The 14,681-nt window shown below is 66.3% G+C and carries 18 protein-coding genes; 9 read left to right on the top strand and 9 right to left on the bottom strand.

Going from position 1 to position 14,681, the window contains the following annotated elements; all coding sequences use genetic code 11:
* Nucleotides 1–166: 166 nt before the first annotated feature.
* The gene (locus VEA80_RS04045) at nucleotides 167–427 is read right to left on the bottom strand and encodes a type II toxin-antitoxin system ParD family antitoxin (protein ID WP_325059411.1); all 261 of its coding nucleotides are present in this window, start codon (nucleotides 425–427) and stop codon (nucleotides 167–169) included.
* Between the two features lie 37 nt (nucleotides 428–464).
* Complete coding sequence (locus tag VEA80_RS04040; RefSeq protein WP_325059410.1) at nucleotides 465–1,301, bottom strand: prephenate dehydratase; 837 nt, start codon at nucleotides 1,299–1,301, stop codon at nucleotides 465–467.
* Between the two features lie 57 nt (nucleotides 1,302–1,358).
* Between VEA80_RS04040 and VEA80_RS04035 the strand changes: the two genes are divergently transcribed.
* Both VEA80_RS04035 and VEA80_RS04030 read left to right on the top strand, forming a co-directional pair.
* A complete protein-coding gene (locus tag VEA80_RS04035) occupies nucleotides 1,359–2,225 on the top strand; it encodes an alpha/beta hydrolase (protein WP_325059409.1) in 867 nt (288 codons plus the stop codon).
* Between the two features lie 28 nt (nucleotides 2,226–2,253).
* Nucleotides 2,254–2,808: a penicillin acylase family protein gene (locus tag VEA80_RS04030; protein WP_325059408.1), complete on the top strand. Its 555-nt coding sequence runs from the start codon at nucleotides 2,254–2,256 to the stop codon at nucleotides 2,806–2,808.
* On the opposite strand, the gene VEA80_RS04025 is transcribed toward VEA80_RS04030, so the two are convergent.
* Both VEA80_RS04025 and VEA80_RS04020 read right to left on the bottom strand, forming a co-directional pair.
* Nucleotides 2,805–5,159, bottom strand: a complete 2,355-nt coding sequence (locus VEA80_RS04025) for an ATP-binding response regulator (RefSeq protein ID WP_325059407.1) — start codon at nucleotides 5,157–5,159, stop codon at nucleotides 2,805–2,807. The genes VEA80_RS04030 and VEA80_RS04025 overlap by 4 nt on opposite strands.
* A gap of 164 nt (nucleotides 5,160–5,323) precedes the next feature.
* Nucleotides 5,324–6,040: a 3-deoxy-manno-octulosonate cytidylyltransferase gene (locus VEA80_RS04020; protein ID WP_325059406.1), complete on the bottom strand. Its 717-nt coding sequence runs from the start codon at nucleotides 6,038–6,040 to the stop codon at nucleotides 5,324–5,326.
* Between the two features lie 142 nt (nucleotides 6,041–6,182).
* Between VEA80_RS04020 and VEA80_RS04015 the strand changes: the two genes are divergently transcribed.
* Entirely contained in the window at nucleotides 6,183–6,836 is a 654-nt protein-coding gene (locus VEA80_RS04015) for a cytochrome c family protein (protein ID WP_325059405.1), read from the top strand.
* Between the two features lie 33 nt (nucleotides 6,837–6,869).
* Here VEA80_RS04015 and VEA80_RS04010 read toward each other — a convergent pair whose 3' ends face one another.
* Both VEA80_RS04010 and VEA80_RS04005 read right to left on the bottom strand, forming a co-directional pair.
* Nucleotides 6,870–7,697: an NlpC/P60 family protein gene (locus VEA80_RS04010; protein ID WP_325059404.1), complete on the bottom strand. Its 828-nt coding sequence runs from the start codon at nucleotides 7,695–7,697 to the stop codon at nucleotides 6,870–6,872.
* Nucleotides 7,694–8,068: a MarR family transcriptional regulator gene (locus tag VEA80_RS04005; RefSeq protein ID WP_325059403.1), complete on the bottom strand. Its 375-nt coding sequence runs from the start codon at nucleotides 8,066–8,068 to the stop codon at nucleotides 7,694–7,696. The genes VEA80_RS04010 and VEA80_RS04005 overlap by 4 nt, the downstream gene beginning before the upstream one ends.
* Before the next feature lie 187 nt (nucleotides 8,069–8,255).
* Between VEA80_RS04005 and VEA80_RS04000 the strand changes: the two genes are divergently transcribed.
* The 4 genes from VEA80_RS04000 (at nucleotide 8,256) to VEA80_RS03985 (ending at nucleotide 9,930) form a co-directional block, all read left to right on the top strand.
* Nucleotides 8,256–8,507: a type II toxin-antitoxin system prevent-host-death family antitoxin gene (locus VEA80_RS04000; protein WP_325059402.1), complete on the top strand. Its 252-nt coding sequence runs from the start codon at nucleotides 8,256–8,258 to the stop codon at nucleotides 8,505–8,507.
* Nucleotides 8,504–8,917: a type II toxin-antitoxin system VapC family toxin gene (locus tag VEA80_RS03995; RefSeq protein ID WP_325059401.1), complete on the top strand. Its 414-nt coding sequence runs from the start codon at nucleotides 8,504–8,506 to the stop codon at nucleotides 8,915–8,917. The genes VEA80_RS04000 and VEA80_RS03995 overlap by 4 nt, the downstream gene beginning before the upstream one ends.
* 96 nt (nucleotides 8,918–9,013) lie before the next feature.
* The gene (locus VEA80_RS03990; RefSeq protein WP_325059400.1) at nucleotides 9,014–9,556 is read left to right on the top strand and encodes a sigma-70 family RNA polymerase sigma factor; all 543 of its coding nucleotides are present in this window, start codon (nucleotides 9,014–9,016) and stop codon (nucleotides 9,554–9,556) included.
* Nucleotides 9,553–9,930 (top strand): DUF6768 family protein, encoded by a 378-nt coding sequence (locus VEA80_RS03985; RefSeq protein ID WP_325059399.1) that lies wholly within the window; start codon nucleotides 9,553–9,555, stop codon nucleotides 9,928–9,930. The genes VEA80_RS03990 and VEA80_RS03985 overlap by 4 nt, the downstream gene beginning before the upstream one ends.
* Here the strand turns inward: VEA80_RS03985 and VEA80_RS03980 are convergent.
* Nucleotides 9,921–11,306: a leucyl aminopeptidase family protein gene (locus VEA80_RS03980; RefSeq protein ID WP_325059398.1), complete on the bottom strand. Its 1,386-nt coding sequence runs from the start codon at nucleotides 11,304–11,306 to the stop codon at nucleotides 9,921–9,923. The two genes, VEA80_RS03985 and VEA80_RS03980, sit on opposite strands and share 10 nt — an antisense overlap.
* A 140-nt stretch (nucleotides 11,307–11,446) precedes the next feature.
* On the opposite strand from VEA80_RS03980, the gene VEA80_RS03975 reads away from it, so the two are divergent.
* Together VEA80_RS03975 and VEA80_RS03970 are read left to right on the top strand one after the other, a co-directional pair.
* A complete protein-coding gene (locus VEA80_RS03975; protein ID WP_325059397.1) occupies nucleotides 11,447–12,235 on the top strand; it encodes a tetratricopeptide repeat protein in 789 nt (262 codons plus the stop codon).
* A 173-nt stretch (nucleotides 12,236–12,408) separates the two neighbouring features.
* The gene (locus VEA80_RS03970; RefSeq protein ID WP_325059396.1) at nucleotides 12,409–12,534 is read left to right on the top strand and encodes a hypothetical protein; all 126 of its coding nucleotides are present in this window, start codon (nucleotides 12,409–12,411) and stop codon (nucleotides 12,532–12,534) included.
* Between the two features lie 179 nt (nucleotides 12,535–12,713).
* Here VEA80_RS03970 and VEA80_RS03965 read toward each other — a convergent pair whose 3' ends face one another.
* Nucleotides 12,714–13,619, bottom strand: a complete 906-nt coding sequence (locus tag VEA80_RS03965; RefSeq protein ID WP_325059395.1) for a hypothetical protein — start codon at nucleotides 13,617–13,619, stop codon at nucleotides 12,714–12,716.
* 77 nt (nucleotides 13,620–13,696) lie between these two features.
* Nucleotides 13,697–14,671, bottom strand: a complete 975-nt coding sequence (locus tag VEA80_RS03960) for a type II secretion system F family protein (RefSeq protein WP_325059394.1) — start codon at nucleotides 14,669–14,671, stop codon at nucleotides 13,697–13,699.
* Nucleotides 14,672–14,681 lie beyond the last annotated feature (10 nt).

The following is a 14,681-nucleotide window of genomic DNA, read 5'->3' as shown; positions in this document are numbered from 1 at the left end:
GGTTTATACGTGAAGACGAGGCGGCGGGTTACGTCTCGTTCGCATCTCGACCGGCTCGTCAAAAAGGTCGTCGACGTATGCGTTCGCCTGACGTTCGGACCAAGTCTCTGCGGTGTACTCCCAGATCTCGCGCACATCTCTGTCGGCGAGTGGACTGAGGTCCAGCCTAGGCATTGCGCTTCTTGGCGCTGTACTCGCTGCGTACTTCGGCGAAGAATTTCTCTCGATCGAGCGGGATCGACTCGCCGCTCTCGTCGCCTTCGCGGATCAGTTCGCGCAGCTTTTGCAGTTTCGCTTCGCGCTCTTCGAGCAGGCGCAGCCCGTCGCGCACGACTTCGCTGGCCGAGCCGTAACGCCCTGAGGCGACCAGGGACTCGATGAAATCCGTGAAGTGAGCGCTGAAGGAGATCGAGGTGTTTTTGCTCATAATAGCGAGAGTACCAAAAATTGGTACTCGCTGCAACTCACGTCCGGCGGAACGGATCGGCCGGGTAGACGCCCAGCACTTTCAGCGAGGCGGAGAAGAACGCCAGCTCCTCCATCGCCAGCTTCACGTGCCGCTCTTCCGGATGCCCCTCGATCTCGGCGAAGAACATGGCCGCCGAGAAGGCGCCGCCTTCGATATAGCTCTCGAGCTTGGTCATGTTGACGCCGTTGGTGGCGAAGCCGCCGAGCGCCTTATAGAGCGCCGCCGGCACGTTGCGGACGCGGAAGACAAAGCTCGTCATGCAGGGGCCGGAGCCAAGCGCCGCGTTCTGCTCGGTGCGCGCGAACACCAGGAAGCGCGTCGTGTTGTGCGGCGCATCGGCGATGTCGGCCTTCAGCACCTTGAGCCCATAGATTTCGCCCGCCAGCGAAGAGGCGAGGGCGCCGACGCGCGGATCGCCAAGCTCGGCGATCTCGCGCGCCGCGCCGGCCGTGTCCGCCGTCTTCACCGCCGCGACGCCGAGCGCGCGCAGCTGCTTGCGGCATTGGCCCAGCGCCTGCGGATGCGAGCGCACGTGCGTCAGGCCTTCGAGCGTTGCGTCCTTCAATCCCAGCAGCTGATGCCGGATCGGTACGAAGCGCTCGCCGACGATGTAGAGCCCGCTTTCGGGGATGAGCGTATGCACGTCCGCGACGCGGCCGGCGACCGAGTTCTCGACCGGGATCATCGCATAGCGCGCCTGGCCCTCGGTGACGGCGGCGAACGCGTCCTCGAAGCTGGCGCACGGCAGCGGCTCCAGGTCCGGATAGGCTTCGCGCGCGGCGATGTGTGAGTTCGCCCCAGGTTCGCCTTGAAACGAGATATAGTCAGTCATCGGCGGCGAGCGTTAGCGTAAGCGCCGCTGCTGCGGTAGGGCGAAAGCGCAATGGGCGTGGCGCAGAGTGTCGAGAGGGCGATCCTGGCGCAGACGCGCCGGGGGCTGCGCACGCTGCTTGCCGTGCCGGCCGCGCGCGCCGCTGGCCTAAAGCGCGTCGAGGATCTCGAAATCTCCGGCGCCGCCGGGCCTCTGCGCGCCCGCTATTACGAAGCGCAGGACGCGCCGCCGCAGCCGCTGATCGTCTTCTTCCATGGCGGCGGCTTCGTCTGCGGCGATATCGACACGCACGATTCGGTCTGCTCTTGGCTTGCGAAGTGTTCGCACGGCCGTGTGCTTTCCGTCGGCTATCGGCTGGCGCCCGAGACGCCATTTCCCGGCCAGCTGCACGATGCGCGCGCGGCGTGCGCTTGGGCGTTCCAGAACGCGCATCTTTTCGGCGCCGAGTCCAACCGCATCGCGCTCGCCGGCGACAGCGCCGGCGCTTATCTCGCGGCGACGATGGCGCTGGAGCTCAATCGTGCGACGCCGGGCGCGGTCGCGCTGCAGGCGCTGCTCTACCCACTGATTCATGTTCAGGACACGATGTGGGCCGACGAGGAGCTGCGCAATTTCCGTTTTCTCGGCCGCGTCGCCTGCATCTACATCGCCAAGAGTCTCGGCGCGGAAGCGCTGCCGTCGCTCTTGGATATCGACCTCGCCGCAGCGCCGCCGACGATCGTCGCCGGCGGCGGCCCCTTGGATCCCGTCCGCGCCGACGTGCGCGCCTTCGTGCATGCGCTCGGCGCCGCCGGCGTGCGCGTCACCGAGAAGAAGTATCCCGCTTTGATGCACGGCGGCCTCAACTTCACCGCGTATTCGAAGACTGCGACATCGGCGCTGCAGGACGTCGGCGCACTGGTGCATGCGGAATTCGGCGGCTAGGCTCGCCCGAACTGGGAGGGACTACACGATGCGTACTCTGTTGAGCCTTGGCGCACTCGCGCTTGCCGCCGCATGCGCGCCTGCCGAAATGGCGCAAACGGCGTCGGTCCGCGGCTGCGATGCCGTGGCGACCGAAAGCTGGCAAGCCGGCGCGGAAACGCTGACCATTCAAGCCACAGCGGCCGGTCCCGATTGCGAACATGCAGTGGCGACGCTCGTCGTCCGCAACAGCGAAGGCGCGGTCTGGTGGACCGCCGCGCACCCGACGGCGCAAATCATGACGCTCGCCGGCGCGCGCGACATCGAAGCGATGCAAACGGCGCTGCGCGAATGGATCGCGCCGGCCAACAACACCATGCAAAGCACCTCGGCGCTGCCGGTATGGCCCGAGAATGCCGACTCGCCCGCGGCGGGCGAATTTCCGTTCCACGTCGCCGACGGCTGGGACCGCACCAGCTACGAAAGCATCCGCGCGGACGATCGGGCGCTCTTCTGCTACGTGCAAGGCATGGAAAGCCTCGCCTGCGCCGCCGCCGTCGACGGGCGCCTCGATCTCGTCGGCGTGCAGCAGTTTCCCGGCTAAGCGCTGAGCTTCAGCGCAGTCGCTCGCGGCTGCGGGCGGATGCGCGCGAGCCGCAGCGCGGCGGCGCAAAGCAAGTCCCGCGTCGCCGGCTTCACCAGGTGCTCGGCCGCGCCCAGCTCGATCGAGCGGCGGCGGTCTTCCTCGATCGACAGTACGACGATCGGAATCGGCGCCGTCTCCGGGTCGACGCTCAGATCGGAGATCACCTCCCAGCCTTCGCGGTCGGGCAGGTTGATATCGAGCACGATCAGCGCCGGCTTAAGCGTCCGCGCCAGCGTGATGCCCGCATCCGCCGTGCGTGCGCACTGGACGGCGAAGCCGACCTGCGTCAACGCTCGCACCGCCAGATCGCGGGCGCTGGCCTGATCGTCGATCACCACCGCAAGCGGCGCGTCCTCGTCGCCCTCGCGCTCGAACACGTCGCCGCTGCCGCTCGCGCCGAAACCCTGATAGAATTGCGGCACCCAGAGCGTGAACACGGCGCCTTTGCCGAGTTCACTGGCGACGCTGACGTCCCCGCCCATCATCTGCGCCATCCGGCGCGTGATCATGAGCCCAAGCCCGGTTCCGCCGAACTCGCGCGCCGTGTTCGCGCTGGCTTGCTCGAACGCCTGGAACAGGCGGCCAATCTGCTCTTCGCTGAGGCCGATCCCCGTGTCGGCGACGGTGAAGACGAGGCGCGCGCCGCTGTCGTGCTGCTCGCGCCGCATGGCCAGTTTCACCTCGCCCTGCTTGGTGAACTTGCAGGCGTTCGAGAGCAGGTTGAGCAGGCACTGGCGGAGCTTCTGCGCGTCAACGAACGCTTCTGCGACCTCTTCGATGTCGCAATCGAGGGCGTTCTGGTTCTTGCTGGCGAGCGGACGCGCCGTAGCCATAGCTTCGGCGGCGACAGCGCGCGGATCGGTCGGCGCCGCCAGCACGTCCATGCGGCCCGCTTCGATCTTGGAGAGGTCGAGGATGTCGTTGATCACCGCAAGCAGGTGACGCGCGGCCATGTTGATGCGCTGCAGGTCGGCGATCGAGGCGCTATCGCCGCGGTCTTCGGCGTCTTCCGCTAGGATCTCCGCATAACCTATGATCGCGTTCAGCGGCGTGCGCAGCTCGTGGCTCATGTTGGCGACGAATTGCGATTTGGCGCGGTTGGCCGTCTCGGCGGCGATGCGCGCGGCGTCGGCGCTGATCCGCGCTTCGGCGGCGTCGCGTAGCACCGCGAGCGCGCGCGCCATCTCGCCGATCTCGTCGCCGCGGGTCAGCGCCGGAATCTCCGAATCATAATTGCCGTCGGCGATGGCGCGGATCGAAGCGGAGATCGAGTCGATCGGCTGCACCAGGCCGACCCGCAGCAGCGCCACGACGAAGCCTAGCACGACGATGAACAGCGCCGCCGCCAGCAGCAGCGTGCCGGTGCGCTCGTCGGCCAGCCGCTTGGCGCGCGCTTGAAGCATCGTGTCGAGCGCGGTGGAGACGCGGCCGCTCAGATCGGACAGCGCGAACTGCGCGCCGGCTTCCGTGGCGATCAGTTCCTCCAGATCGAGTCGCCCGCGCCCCAGCGCCCGTTCGACGGAGCTGCGATAAACCGCGAAATTGGTCAGCACCGCATAGACCGGTGGCTCGAGTGAATTGCTGAGTCTTTGATTGGCGGCGCTCTCCGTCATGGACGTCATCGCGTTGCTGAGCGCGCCGGACGTGCTTTCAAGGAGAGCGAGGTGCTGCAACAGCTCCGTGCGCTCGCCTTCGCCGATGCGTCGATCCGCAAACACGGTCTCAGTGAGCGCGGCGAGCTCCCGCGCCTGCTGCGCCAACATCGGTGCGCGTTCGATGACGACGCCCGCCGCAAAGTGGCTCGCGCGTTCGGGGTCACGGACCAAATGCGCCCGGTCGCCCACCTTGTGTGCGAGATCGCAGAGCGCCATCACCGCCGCTCCGGCGGCCGTGGTCCGCGCGCGATCGTTGTTCAGCACCGTGCGCATCGCCGTGATCGCGCGATCGGATATTTCGGCTGTCTCCAGACCCTCGCCATAGCGGCGCTCGGCCGAGCGCAGCGCGCGGATGGCGGCGGAAATGTTGTCGACATTCTCATGGCCGAGCTGCTGGGCGCGCATTTGCATGTTGAGCAGCGTGTGCGCTTCGTTGATGACGCGCAGATAAGCCGCGCCATCGCGCTCCTGGCGTACGACATCGACCGAATGCTGCTGCTCGTCAGCCAGTTTGCCGGCGACGTACGCCAGCGGGATCAGGAACAGCGCGAACGCGACGGCAAGCTTCTGGCTGGTGGAGGCCGACTGCACCATTTTCCAGGCGCCTTGCCGCGCGGTCGCCAAACGGCGCACGATTGCTTCTTTCGCGTCCATTCTTTCCCCCCGCCGCGTACGCGTGCGCGGGACGACTAAACGCGCGCAGGTGATAACGAGCGCTGAAGGGAAATCACAAAAACGAGAGCCAAGAGTGTGCAAATCGCAAACGCGACTGCCTCGTCTATTAATCCGCGCTCACACCTGTGCGCGAAGCGTAAACGTCAGCGGCCGGCCAACGTCGCGCGCGCCGCTTCGAGATCGGGCGGGCTGTCGACGCCCTTGGGAAAGTCCTCGATCGCGTCCGCGGTGATGATCATCCCCATCTCCAGCGCGCGCAATTGTTCGAGCTTCTCGCGCAGCTCGAGCGGCGAGGGCGGCGCCGCCACGAAGCGCGCCAGCGCCGCACGGCGATAGACGTAAATTCCAACGTGTCGCTCGATCGGTCCTTCGCCCCATGGCGCCGGCGCGCGCGTGAACGCAAGACAGCGCCCATCGGCGGCGCGGATCGCCTTCACGATATTCGGATTGCTGCGCTCGCCCTCGTCGCGCGAGGGCGACACCAGAGTGGCGATGTCGGCCCCTGGTCTCAGCGCCGCCACCGCGCGCGCGACATCGGCCGCGCGCATGGTCGGCATGTCGCCTTGCAGGTTTACCGCAACGTCGAAGCGCCGCTCGGGATCGAACGCCTCCAACGCGGCGTGCACGCGATCCGAGCCCGACGGCAGATCCGGGTCGGTCAGCGTCACGTGCGCGCCGGCCTTCAGCGCCGCTTCGGCGACTTCCTCCTCCGCCGCCGCCACCAGCACCGGCCCGGCGTTCGCCGCCTTTGCCAGTTCGATCACCCAGGCGATCATCGGTCGCCCGTGGATATCGGCGAGCGGCTTACCGGGCAGACGCGTGGAGGCCATGCGCGCGGGGATCACGACGACAGAGTTCATCGCCTCCGATTGCCGTGCGGCGGTTCGCCGCGCAAGGCCGATGCGGCGCGTCCGCGTCACAGCCGCCGCTTGGCGCGGCGCGCAACGCACGCCATAACCCGCCCGTCAGTTTGGGCCGGACCGGGCCAGCCAGGGCAGGGCAATGAGCGATCTGCGGATGAATTCGATTTTCGGAGCCGTGTTGGCTTCGGTTCTCGGCGTCATGGGCGTCGGGGTGTTGGCCGATTCCGTGGTTCAGTCGCACTATCCTGAGAAGGCCGGCTGGCTCCCAGAGGTGCAGCTCGAGACCGCCGGCGGCGGCGCCGCGACGCCCGCCGGTCCGCCGGACTTCGGCCGCCTCTTCGCCGACGAGGCGCAGCTGCAGGAACTGATCGCCCGCGGTCAGCGCGTCAGCGCCCAGTGCACGGCTTGCCACACGCTCGAAGCCGGCGGCCCCAATCGCATTGGCCCCAACCTCGCCGACGTGTTCGGCCGCGCCGTCGCCAGCCATGCCGGCTTCGAGTTTTCGGACTCGATGCAGGCCCACGGCGGCGCCTGGGACTATTTTGCTCTGAACGATTTCCTGCTCTCGCCGGCGCGCGACGTGCCCGGCACCAAGATGGCGTTCGCCGGCGTGCGCAATGAGCAGGATCGCGTCGCGCTGATCGCCTATTTGCGCTCGATCTCGCCGCACAACGTGCCGCTTCCGGCGCCGTTTCCGGAAGCCGCGCCGGCCGAGGGCGAAGCGCCCGCCGAAGGCGCCGCTCCCACCGAAGCGGCTGCGCCGGCCGCGCCAGCGCCAGCGGGCGGCCACTAAAAAGAGCGAGGGTCTAAACGCCCGCGCGCTCCTCTAAAGCCTGCGGATCGTCCGCGGCGGGCCAATGCGCGTGATCGCGTCGGCCAACGGCTCCGCCACCGTCTGCATGTGAAAGCCATTGGCGTGCAGCAATTCCGTTTCGCTGCGCATGAGCCCCACATGGCCGGGCCAGAACACGAGGTCGCCCCGGCGCAGCTTGGAATCGAGCGGGATCGCTTTCCCAACCACGGCTTCCTGCATGTCCGCATCGCGCGGCGCGCGCACGCCGGCGGTCTCCAGCGCGCTCTCCACAAGTCCTGAGCAATCGACCGCGCTCGAATCCTTGCCGCCCCATAAATAAGGCAGGCCAATAAAGCGCTCGGCGCTCGCCACCCAATCGTCGACCTTCGTCTCTAGCGGCGCGATGTGCGCGGCGTAGACCCAACCGCCGCGCGAGAGCGGGGCGAACCCGTTCTCGATCGGCCCGTTCACACTGACCTTCGCGTTGAGGCTGAGCGGTGAGGGCGGCTGCGATTTCTTATCTGGCGCCGGGAACACCAATGTCCGCAGCACCGCGATGCGATGCGTCGGCGCGTGAATGTCCGTGTCGAAACTTTCGGCGCGCGCGTAGCCGACGTAGCCGTCGAGCTGGGCCTGGCCCCACACCCATCCATCGTCGTCGCGATCGTAGACGTCGAAAACTTCGCCGTAGAGCAGCTGTGTCTCCAGCCGCGCCTGAAAATCCGGCGCCTCCCGCAGAACGGTGGCGCCGACTTTCACTTGATGCGGAACGGCTTCGACGAACCGTTCCGCATCAACTTTGCCTTTGAGCTTCGCCGCCGCCACATCGCTGCGCGCCGGCGTCAGCCGCGGATCATTCATGAGACCGCTTGTAGCATCGGCCGCTGCTGCGCGCCGCCCTCATCCTGCAGAATGGTCGCGCCCAGTTGTTCCAGGAACGCATCGCCCTTTTCGGTGCGCTCGACGAACACGTTGCGCCCGTCCTTCGGGTCGCGCCGGCGCTGGACGAAGCCGAGGCGCGACAGCGTGTCGAGCGCCCGGGTAATCGCCGGCTTGCCGACATTCAGCGTGGCCGCGAGGCCGCGCACCGTGTGCGGCGCCGGCTGCAGCCGCACCGTCATCAGCACCGCCAACTGGCGGGCTGTCAGGTCCGGGGCGTCCGAACGCACCGTGCTGACGGTGACCCGCCGCCAAAGATCCAGGGCTTCCACTTTATTTTGGACGAGGTCCATGCCGCTCCCCTCCGGTTGAATCGCAAGTGGAAGATTCGCTGATTTGGTGGTCCTTGCAAGCGCGAAACCACAACATGTTGTGGAAGATAAGAGATGATTAACGCGATATGTTGTTTGGCTCCTGGAACGAGCCTCCGCCACGCAAGAGTAGGCTAGAAATTAGCCGGAGACTGGCTATATCTGGCGCATGAAGCAGGTTGCGCTCTACGACGCCAAAAACAAGCTCTCCTCGCTCATCCAAGAGGTCGAGGAAAAGGGCGTGGAGGTGATCATCACGCGACACGGAAAGCCGGTCGCGCGGCTGTCGCCGGTGCGGAGGCTTTCTGCCGCTGACCGTTCGGCGGCGATCGAGCGCATGATCTATTTGCGCGATGGCTTCACCGATGCCGGCCTGGAGCCGTTCGATTGGAAAGCTGCAGTTGAGGATGGGCGCGAGTGAACGTCGTCATCGACGCGTCACTCGCGATTGCGTGGACGGTCGCATCTCAGCGCACATCAGCGGCGGATTCCTTATTGCGCACAGCCAACGCGGTGTTTGTCGCGCCTTCGATCTTTGCTTTCGAGGTGCGAAACGCCTTGGTGAAGGCGGAGCGGCAGCAGAGGATTACCCGGGAAATCGCCGACGAAGCGATAGCCTTCATAGCCAATCAGCTGACGGCGCTCGAAGCTCTGCCGGACGAGAGTCTGCTGGCCGACATAGTCGCGCTCGCGCGTGGCGAGGGTCTCTCGTTCTATGATGCCTGTTATCTTGAAGCCGCATCGCGTTTGTCGGCAACTCTGGCAAGTCGCGATGCGCCTTTGTTGGCGGCAGCCGCGCGGCGCAATGTGGTGATCTACGATGCACGTTGAGGTGCGGCCTGCCTACGGGCGCCCGCATCGCTGACGTTAAGCCATCGAACCGTTTGGCCCGAACCAGCGACTTAAGAGCCGGAAAGGGCATGCATCGTGCTGCGGGGTCTGGATCAGGCGTTGGACGAGTATCTCGTCCTGTTGGCCCAGGCCGGCGAGCGCGAGGCGTTCGAGCGTCTTGCCGCACGCTGGAGCCCGAGATTGCTGGCGTTCGCCGCCCGCAGTCTCGGCGATCCGGAAACGGCGCGCGATGCGATGCAAGAGACTTGGATGAGCGCCTGGCGCACCATCGATCGGCTCGATGATCCGGCCAAGCTGCGGCCGTGGCTCTACGCCATCGCCGCGCGCAAGTGCACCGACGCGCTGCGGCAATCGTATCGCCGCCGCCGCATCGCCGACGCGCTACCGGCGCCGCACGAACCGCCGCCGCCGGCCGACGCGTCCGACGCGCGACTGGACCTCGCCGCGGCGTTGAAACGGCTGCCGCCGGAGCAGCGTATCGCCGTCGGTCTGTTCTTCGGCGAGGACATGAGCGTCGCCGAAATCGCCGCAGCGACTGGCGTTCCGGCCGGCACTGTGAAGTCACGTTTGTTCGCCGCGCGCAAAGCATTGCGCGCGAGCTTTGGAGAAGGGCAATGACCAATCTCGATCAAGCCATCCGTCAGGCCTTGTCGGCCGAGGACGCCGAATTTCTGGCGCGTTTCGACAAGGAAGCGCCGCTGCATTCGCAAGTGCTCGGGACCTTCAGCGGCCCGATGGGGGCGCTCAATGTGTTCGCCGCCATCATCACGTTCGCGATGTTCGGCGCGGCCGTGTACTGCGCCTACAATCTCTTCTTGGCGTCGGATGCGCGGACGGCCGTGCTGTGGAGCGTCGGCGTCGTCGTCAGCATGCTCGCGGTGGCGATGCTGAAAATCTATTTCTGGATGGAGATCAACAAGAGCGCCGTGCTGCGCGAAGTGAAACGGCTCGAGCTTCAAGTCGCGCGGCTTGCGGCGCGCGCTCAGGCTTGAGCTTTCGCAAACCGCCCCTTGATTACCCGGTACGCCGCCCGCAGCGCCTGCGCTTCGCCGCCTTGCGGGCGGCTGGGCTTCTCTTTCGGGGCCCAAGCGAACACGTCGAAATGCGCCCAGGCCGGCGTCGTCACGAAGCGGCGCAAGAACAGCGCGCCGAAAATCGCCCCGGCGAACGCGCCGTCGCCTGTGTTCTTCAGGTCGGCGATCGGCGAATCCATGTCGCCCTCGTAAGCGTCCCACAGCGGCAGCCGCCAGATCGGATCGTTGGTCTCGAGCGATGCGGACGCGAGTTCCGCCGCGAGCGCTTCGTCGCCGGTGAAGAAGGGCGGAATGTCCGGCCCTAGCGCCGTGCGCGCCGCGCCCGTCAGCGTCGCGAAATCCAGCAGCAGCGCCGGCGCATCTTCACACGCGCGCGCCAGCGCGTCCGCCAGCACTAGGCGGCCCTCGGCGTCGGTGTTGTCGATCTCGACGCTCAGCCCCTTGCGGCTGACGATGACGTCGCCTGGGCGGAATGCGTCGCCCGAAATCGCGTTCTCGGCGACGGCCAGGAACACGTCGAGCTTCACGTTGAGCTTCGACTGCATGATGAGCTGGCCGAGCGCCAGCGCATGCGCGGCCCCGCCCATGTCCTTCTTCATCATGCGCATGCCGGCGGCGGGCTTGATGTCGAGCCCGCCGGTGTCGAACGTGATGCCTTTGCCGACCAGCGCCACGCGCGGCGCGCCATCGTCGCCCCAACTCAAATGCAGTAGCCGCGGCGCCTGCGCCGCCGCGCGGCCGACCGCGTGCAGCAGCGGATAGTTCTGCGCCAGCAAGTCCTCGCCGACGATCGCCTCGAACGCCGCGCCATTTTCCCGCGCGACCTTCTCCGCCGCCGCCTGTAGGTCATCTGGCCCCATGTCGTTGGTCGGCGTGTTGACGAGATCGCGCGCCAGCCATGAGGCTTCGACAACGCGCCGCGCCTCATCTAAGTCCGCGCCTTCCGGCGTCGCCAGCCGCGGCGCTGGCCGCTTGCGCTTCTTGTAGCGATCGAACGCATACGCCCCGAGGCCCCAGGCGATGGCGATCGAGGCGCCAGCGAACTCGCGAGGCGCGAAGGCGATGCGGTAGTCGCCCGCCGGCAGGTGCTGCGCCAGCGCGCCCATCACCATGACGTTGGCCTTGTCGCCGACGCCGAACAGTACCCGCTCGATCGATCCGTCCGTCGCCGGAACGAGCAGGATGCGCGCGTTCTGCGCCTGAAAGTCGTGCGCCGCCGCCAGCCGCCGCAGCGTCTCCGAATGCCGCTCCGCCCAGTTTTTCCACTCGCCCGAGCGGATGGCGTGAATGGGAACGGCGGAGCCGTTGGCGTCGGGGAGGAAGGGGAGAGTCATTGGGGTCTAGGTTCTAGGGGTTAGGTTTTAGGTGTCCGGAGAGGGCCGCGGGACAGCCCCGAGTCACCCCTAACACCTAGAACCTAAAAGCTAACACCTATTAGCTCTTTATTGAGCAAATCCCCGCAGCCTCCGCGCCTATGCACCGTCTGCCCCTCGCGCTGCTCGCCGTGTCCGCGCTCGCCGCCTGCGCCACCAGCGGGGGCGGCGAACAGGCGGTCGACACGACCGGGGCGCTGCAGGGCGTGCGCCCCGTCGACCGCGAGGCGCGCGAGCGCATCGTCCGTGAGGACATGCTGACGCAAATGGCGTTCTGGGCCGGCGAGTATCAGACGTTCCCGAACGATCTCGAAGCCGCGCAGCGTTTCTCGGAATCGTTGCGCAAAGGCGGCCGCGCCGACCGCGCCGTACAGATCGCCGGCGAAGCGCTCGGCCGCTTCCCGGACGATCGCCAGCTCCTCACCACGTACGGGCTCGCGCAGATCGCCTCGTCGCGCCCGCACGAAGCGTTGCGCCCGCTAGCGGTCGTCGCCGCGGCGGAACCGGAGAATTGGCGCGTCCGCTCGGCGCTCGGCGCCGCGCTCGATCAGCTCGGCCGCTTCCCCGAAGCGCGCCGCGCCTATCAGGAAGCGTTGGCGCTGCAGCCGAACGATCCGCGCATCCTCACCAATATGGGCGTCTCGCACATCATGGCCGGCGAACCGGCCGAGGCCGAGCCGCTTCTGCGCCAGGCCGCCGAGCTGCCGAACGCGCCGCCGGAAGCGCGCGCCAATCTCGCCATCGCCATCGCCCTGCAAGGCCGCTTCGACGAAGCCGAACAGATCGAACGCATCGACCTGCCTCCCGCGCAAGCCGCGCAAAACATCGAATACCTCCGCGGCCTACTGAGCGACCCCCGGCGGTGGGGTGATCTGGGGCGCGCGGGGTAGGTCGCGCCGGGTGAGGCGACGTGACATACAGTCATACCTACGTGTACGACTATATTGTACAACTCGCGCCGTGAGTGTGTGTCACCCCGCATTGGCGGACGGAACAAGAATGTGTTCGCCCTTTCAGATGCTGGGAGATCTGTTTTGGGCGCCGTGATCGCGGCCTGTGTGTCATGAACATTGAAGATCTTCGCGCCGACGAGTTCAACACAATCGCAGACGTCATCATGATAGCGATCCTGCTGCTTGGCGTCCCTTTGGGATTGCGGAACTTCGCCTCTATCGCCGGTCACGTGTGAGGCTTGCGCGAGCCGGAATACTACATCGCTATTGGTGGTCCGTGTCTGCGATGGTCGTGCTTCTGGTCGGAACGCTGCTTCTTTCTGCTCTCATACCCGGGCATGACTGGGAGAGCAGACGAGCGTTATCGATTGTAGCCGGCGTGTTGTTCGTCGCGATTGGTGTTTTTCGCTTCGCCTTAATCAAGCACCGATGACGCCAACCAAACCCCTGGAAAATGCGAGGCGCAGGCCATTACGTGCGTGATCGCTTCCCGGTCGTACTCGTCGCCGGATCGGTAGCTTTCGAAATAGGCGTTCAGCCGCTCGACCCGGTCGAGATGCTGGCCCGCCGCCTGCAGGCCGATGGACACGCCGTAATTGGTGAAGGCGAAACGCAGATCGCGTTGGCGCCGGCTGCGGCCGAAATAGCCCGGCGGATCGACCCACAAGCGGTCGAGCGCAGTTAAAGCCCGCGCCGCATGCAGCTTCGCCCAGTCTTCTTCGGGGAAGAAGTGCGCGAGCCACAACATCATCCCGAGTCCCAGATCCTGATCGATGTCGAGCTTCCTGTAGCTCGCCTCGATCAGCGCCTTCATGTCCGCGATCTCGTGCGCCAGGGCCTGCTCATCGAGCAGCCGATAAGCGATGTAGCCGTCGAACGCATCCATCGCGCCGAGCCCGTAGCCAGGATAGGGGCCGCTCAGATCCTCCTCCATCTTCCAGATCACGCCGACGCCGGGAACCACGAAGGCGGCGTGAATGTCCTTGGCGATGGCGATGGCGCGCGCGCGATAGTCGGGCCTGTGCTCGCCCAGCCGCGCCAGCGCGAACAGCCACATCGCTAGATAATGATAATATTGCCCGTCCCGATCGGGCGCTTCGCCGATCCGCAGCCCGCGCGGCCGGCCGAGCACGCGCTCGACATCTCTCACCAGTTCTTCGGCGCGCTCGAGCCAAGCGTTCTCGCCCAGCTTGCGGTAGAGCGACACGAACAGCACGACGCCGAACGCGTCGGTCCAGAGATAGCGCAAGCCGTTCGGCCAGATGCGCTCTGCACGCATCCAATCGAGCTTGGCCAAAACACGATCGATCTCTTCGAGCATCGGGCTTGCGCCCTCGCGTGCGGTTCTCCGCAATCACGAACAACGGCCCGCCGGGGAGAGCGTTCCGCGGAAGACGACTACTGGCTGCCGAGGATCTCGTTGATCTGGATGATCGCGGGGCCGATGATCACCGCGAACAGCACCGGCAGGAAGAATAGGATCATCGGCACGGTCAGCTTCGGCGGCAGCGAAGCCGCTTTCTTCTCCGCTTCCGACAAGCGTAGCTCGCGGTTTTCCTTCGCCATCACCCGCAGCGCCTGGCCGACTGGCGTGCCGTATTTTTCCGCCTGCGTCAGCGCCATGGCGACGGCCTTCACGCCCGGGTGGTTGGTCCGGCGGGCCAGGTTCTCGTACGCCATGCGCCGTTCGGGCAGATAGGAAAGCTCCGCCGTCGTCAGCGCGAATTCTTCCGCCAGCTCCACCGAGGCCGGCGCGATCTCCTGGCCGACGCGGCCCAGCGCCATTTCGATCGACATGCCGCTCTCGACGCAGATCAGCATCATGTCGAGGCTATCCGGAAACGCCTCCATGATCTTCGTGCGCCGTTTGTCGGCGAGGTTCTTCAGATAAAGGTTGGGGCCGTAGAAGCCGGCCGCGACGCCGCCGACCACGGCGATCAGCTTGAGGTGCAGCGGCATCTGCGCGCCGAGCGCCAGCACGTAGAGCAGGGCGAGCACGCCGAAGCCGATCGGCAGCGCCGCGCGATAGAAATAGAACATCGTCTGCGCAGCCTGGCCGCGGAGGCCCGCGCGGATCAGCTTCTCGGCCAGCGAATCGTCCGCCAGCGCCTTCTGCAGGTTGAGCTTGTCGACCAGACCCTTGGCGAACTGGTTGGCGTTTTTGTGCTGCAGCGAAGCGCCGCTCTTGGCGAGATCGGCGCGGCTCTTCTTGCGCAGCTCTTCGCGCTTCTTCGCCACTTCCTTCAAACGCGAGCCGAGCCTGTCTTCCGACATCGCCGGCGCCGCGACGGTGACGATGGTGGCAAAGCACGCGCCGGCGGCGAGAACGCCGGCGATGGTCAGCGGATCGGTGAGGAGCTTGACGAAATCCACGCTCGCGCCC

It is taken from the genome of Vitreimonas sp. (genome assembly GCF_035627415.1).
GTDB lineage: Bacteria > Pseudomonadota > Alphaproteobacteria > Caulobacterales > Aquidulcibacteraceae > Vitreimonas.
This window is presented reverse-complemented; position numbering and strand designations above follow the sequence as displayed.

Bases quoted from the DNA above. Each gene is read 5' to 3' on its own strand.
- VEA80_RS04040 (WP_325059410.1), bottom strand. From the start codon at position 1,301: ATGACTGACTATATCTCGTTTCAAGGCGAACCTGGGGCGAACTCACAC.
- VEA80_RS04005 (WP_325059403.1), bottom strand. From the start codon at position 8,068: ATGGACCTCGTCCAAAATAAAGTGGAAGCCCTGGATCTTTGGCGGCGG.
- VEA80_RS03980 (WP_325059398.1), bottom strand. From the start codon at position 11,306: ATGACTCTCCCCTTCCTCCCCGACGCCAACGGCTCCGCCGTTCCCATT.
- VEA80_RS04045 (WP_325059411.1), bottom strand. From the start codon at position 427: ATGAGCAAAAACACCTCGATCTCCTTCAGCGCTCACTTCACGGATTTC.
- VEA80_RS03985 (WP_325059399.1), top strand. From the start codon at position 9,553: ATGACCAATCTCGATCAAGCCATCCGTCAGGCCTTGTCGGCCGAGGAC.
- VEA80_RS04010 (WP_325059404.1), bottom strand. From the start codon at position 7,697: ATGAATGATCCGCGGCTGACGCCGGCGCGCAGCGATGTGGCGGCGGCG.
- VEA80_RS03965 (WP_325059395.1), bottom strand. From the start codon at position 13,619: ATGCTCGAAGAGATCGATCGTGTTTTGGCCAAGCTCGATTGGATGCGT.
- VEA80_RS04015 (WP_325059405.1), top strand. From the start codon at position 6,183: ATGAGCGATCTGCGGATGAATTCGATTTTCGGAGCCGTGTTGGCTTCG.
- VEA80_RS04025 (WP_325059407.1), bottom strand. From the start codon at position 5,159: ATGGACGCGAAAGAAGCAATCGTGCGCCGTTTGGCGACCGCGCGGCAA.
- VEA80_RS04000 (WP_325059402.1), top strand. From the start codon at position 8,256: ATGAAGCAGGTTGCGCTCTACGACGCCAAAAACAAGCTCTCCTCGCTC.
- VEA80_RS03975 (WP_325059397.1), top strand. From the start codon at position 11,447: ATGCACCGTCTGCCCCTCGCGCTGCTCGCCGTGTCCGCGCTCGCCGCC.
- VEA80_RS04030 (WP_325059408.1), top strand. From the start codon at position 2,254: ATGCGTACTCTGTTGAGCCTTGGCGCACTCGCGCTTGCCGCCGCATGC.
- VEA80_RS03970 (WP_325059396.1), top strand. From the start codon at position 12,409: ATGAACATTGAAGATCTTCGCGCCGACGAGTTCAACACAATCGCAGAC.
- VEA80_RS04020 (WP_325059406.1), bottom strand. From the start codon at position 6,040: ATGAACTCTGTCGTCGTGATCCCCGCGCGCATGGCCTCCACGCGTCTG.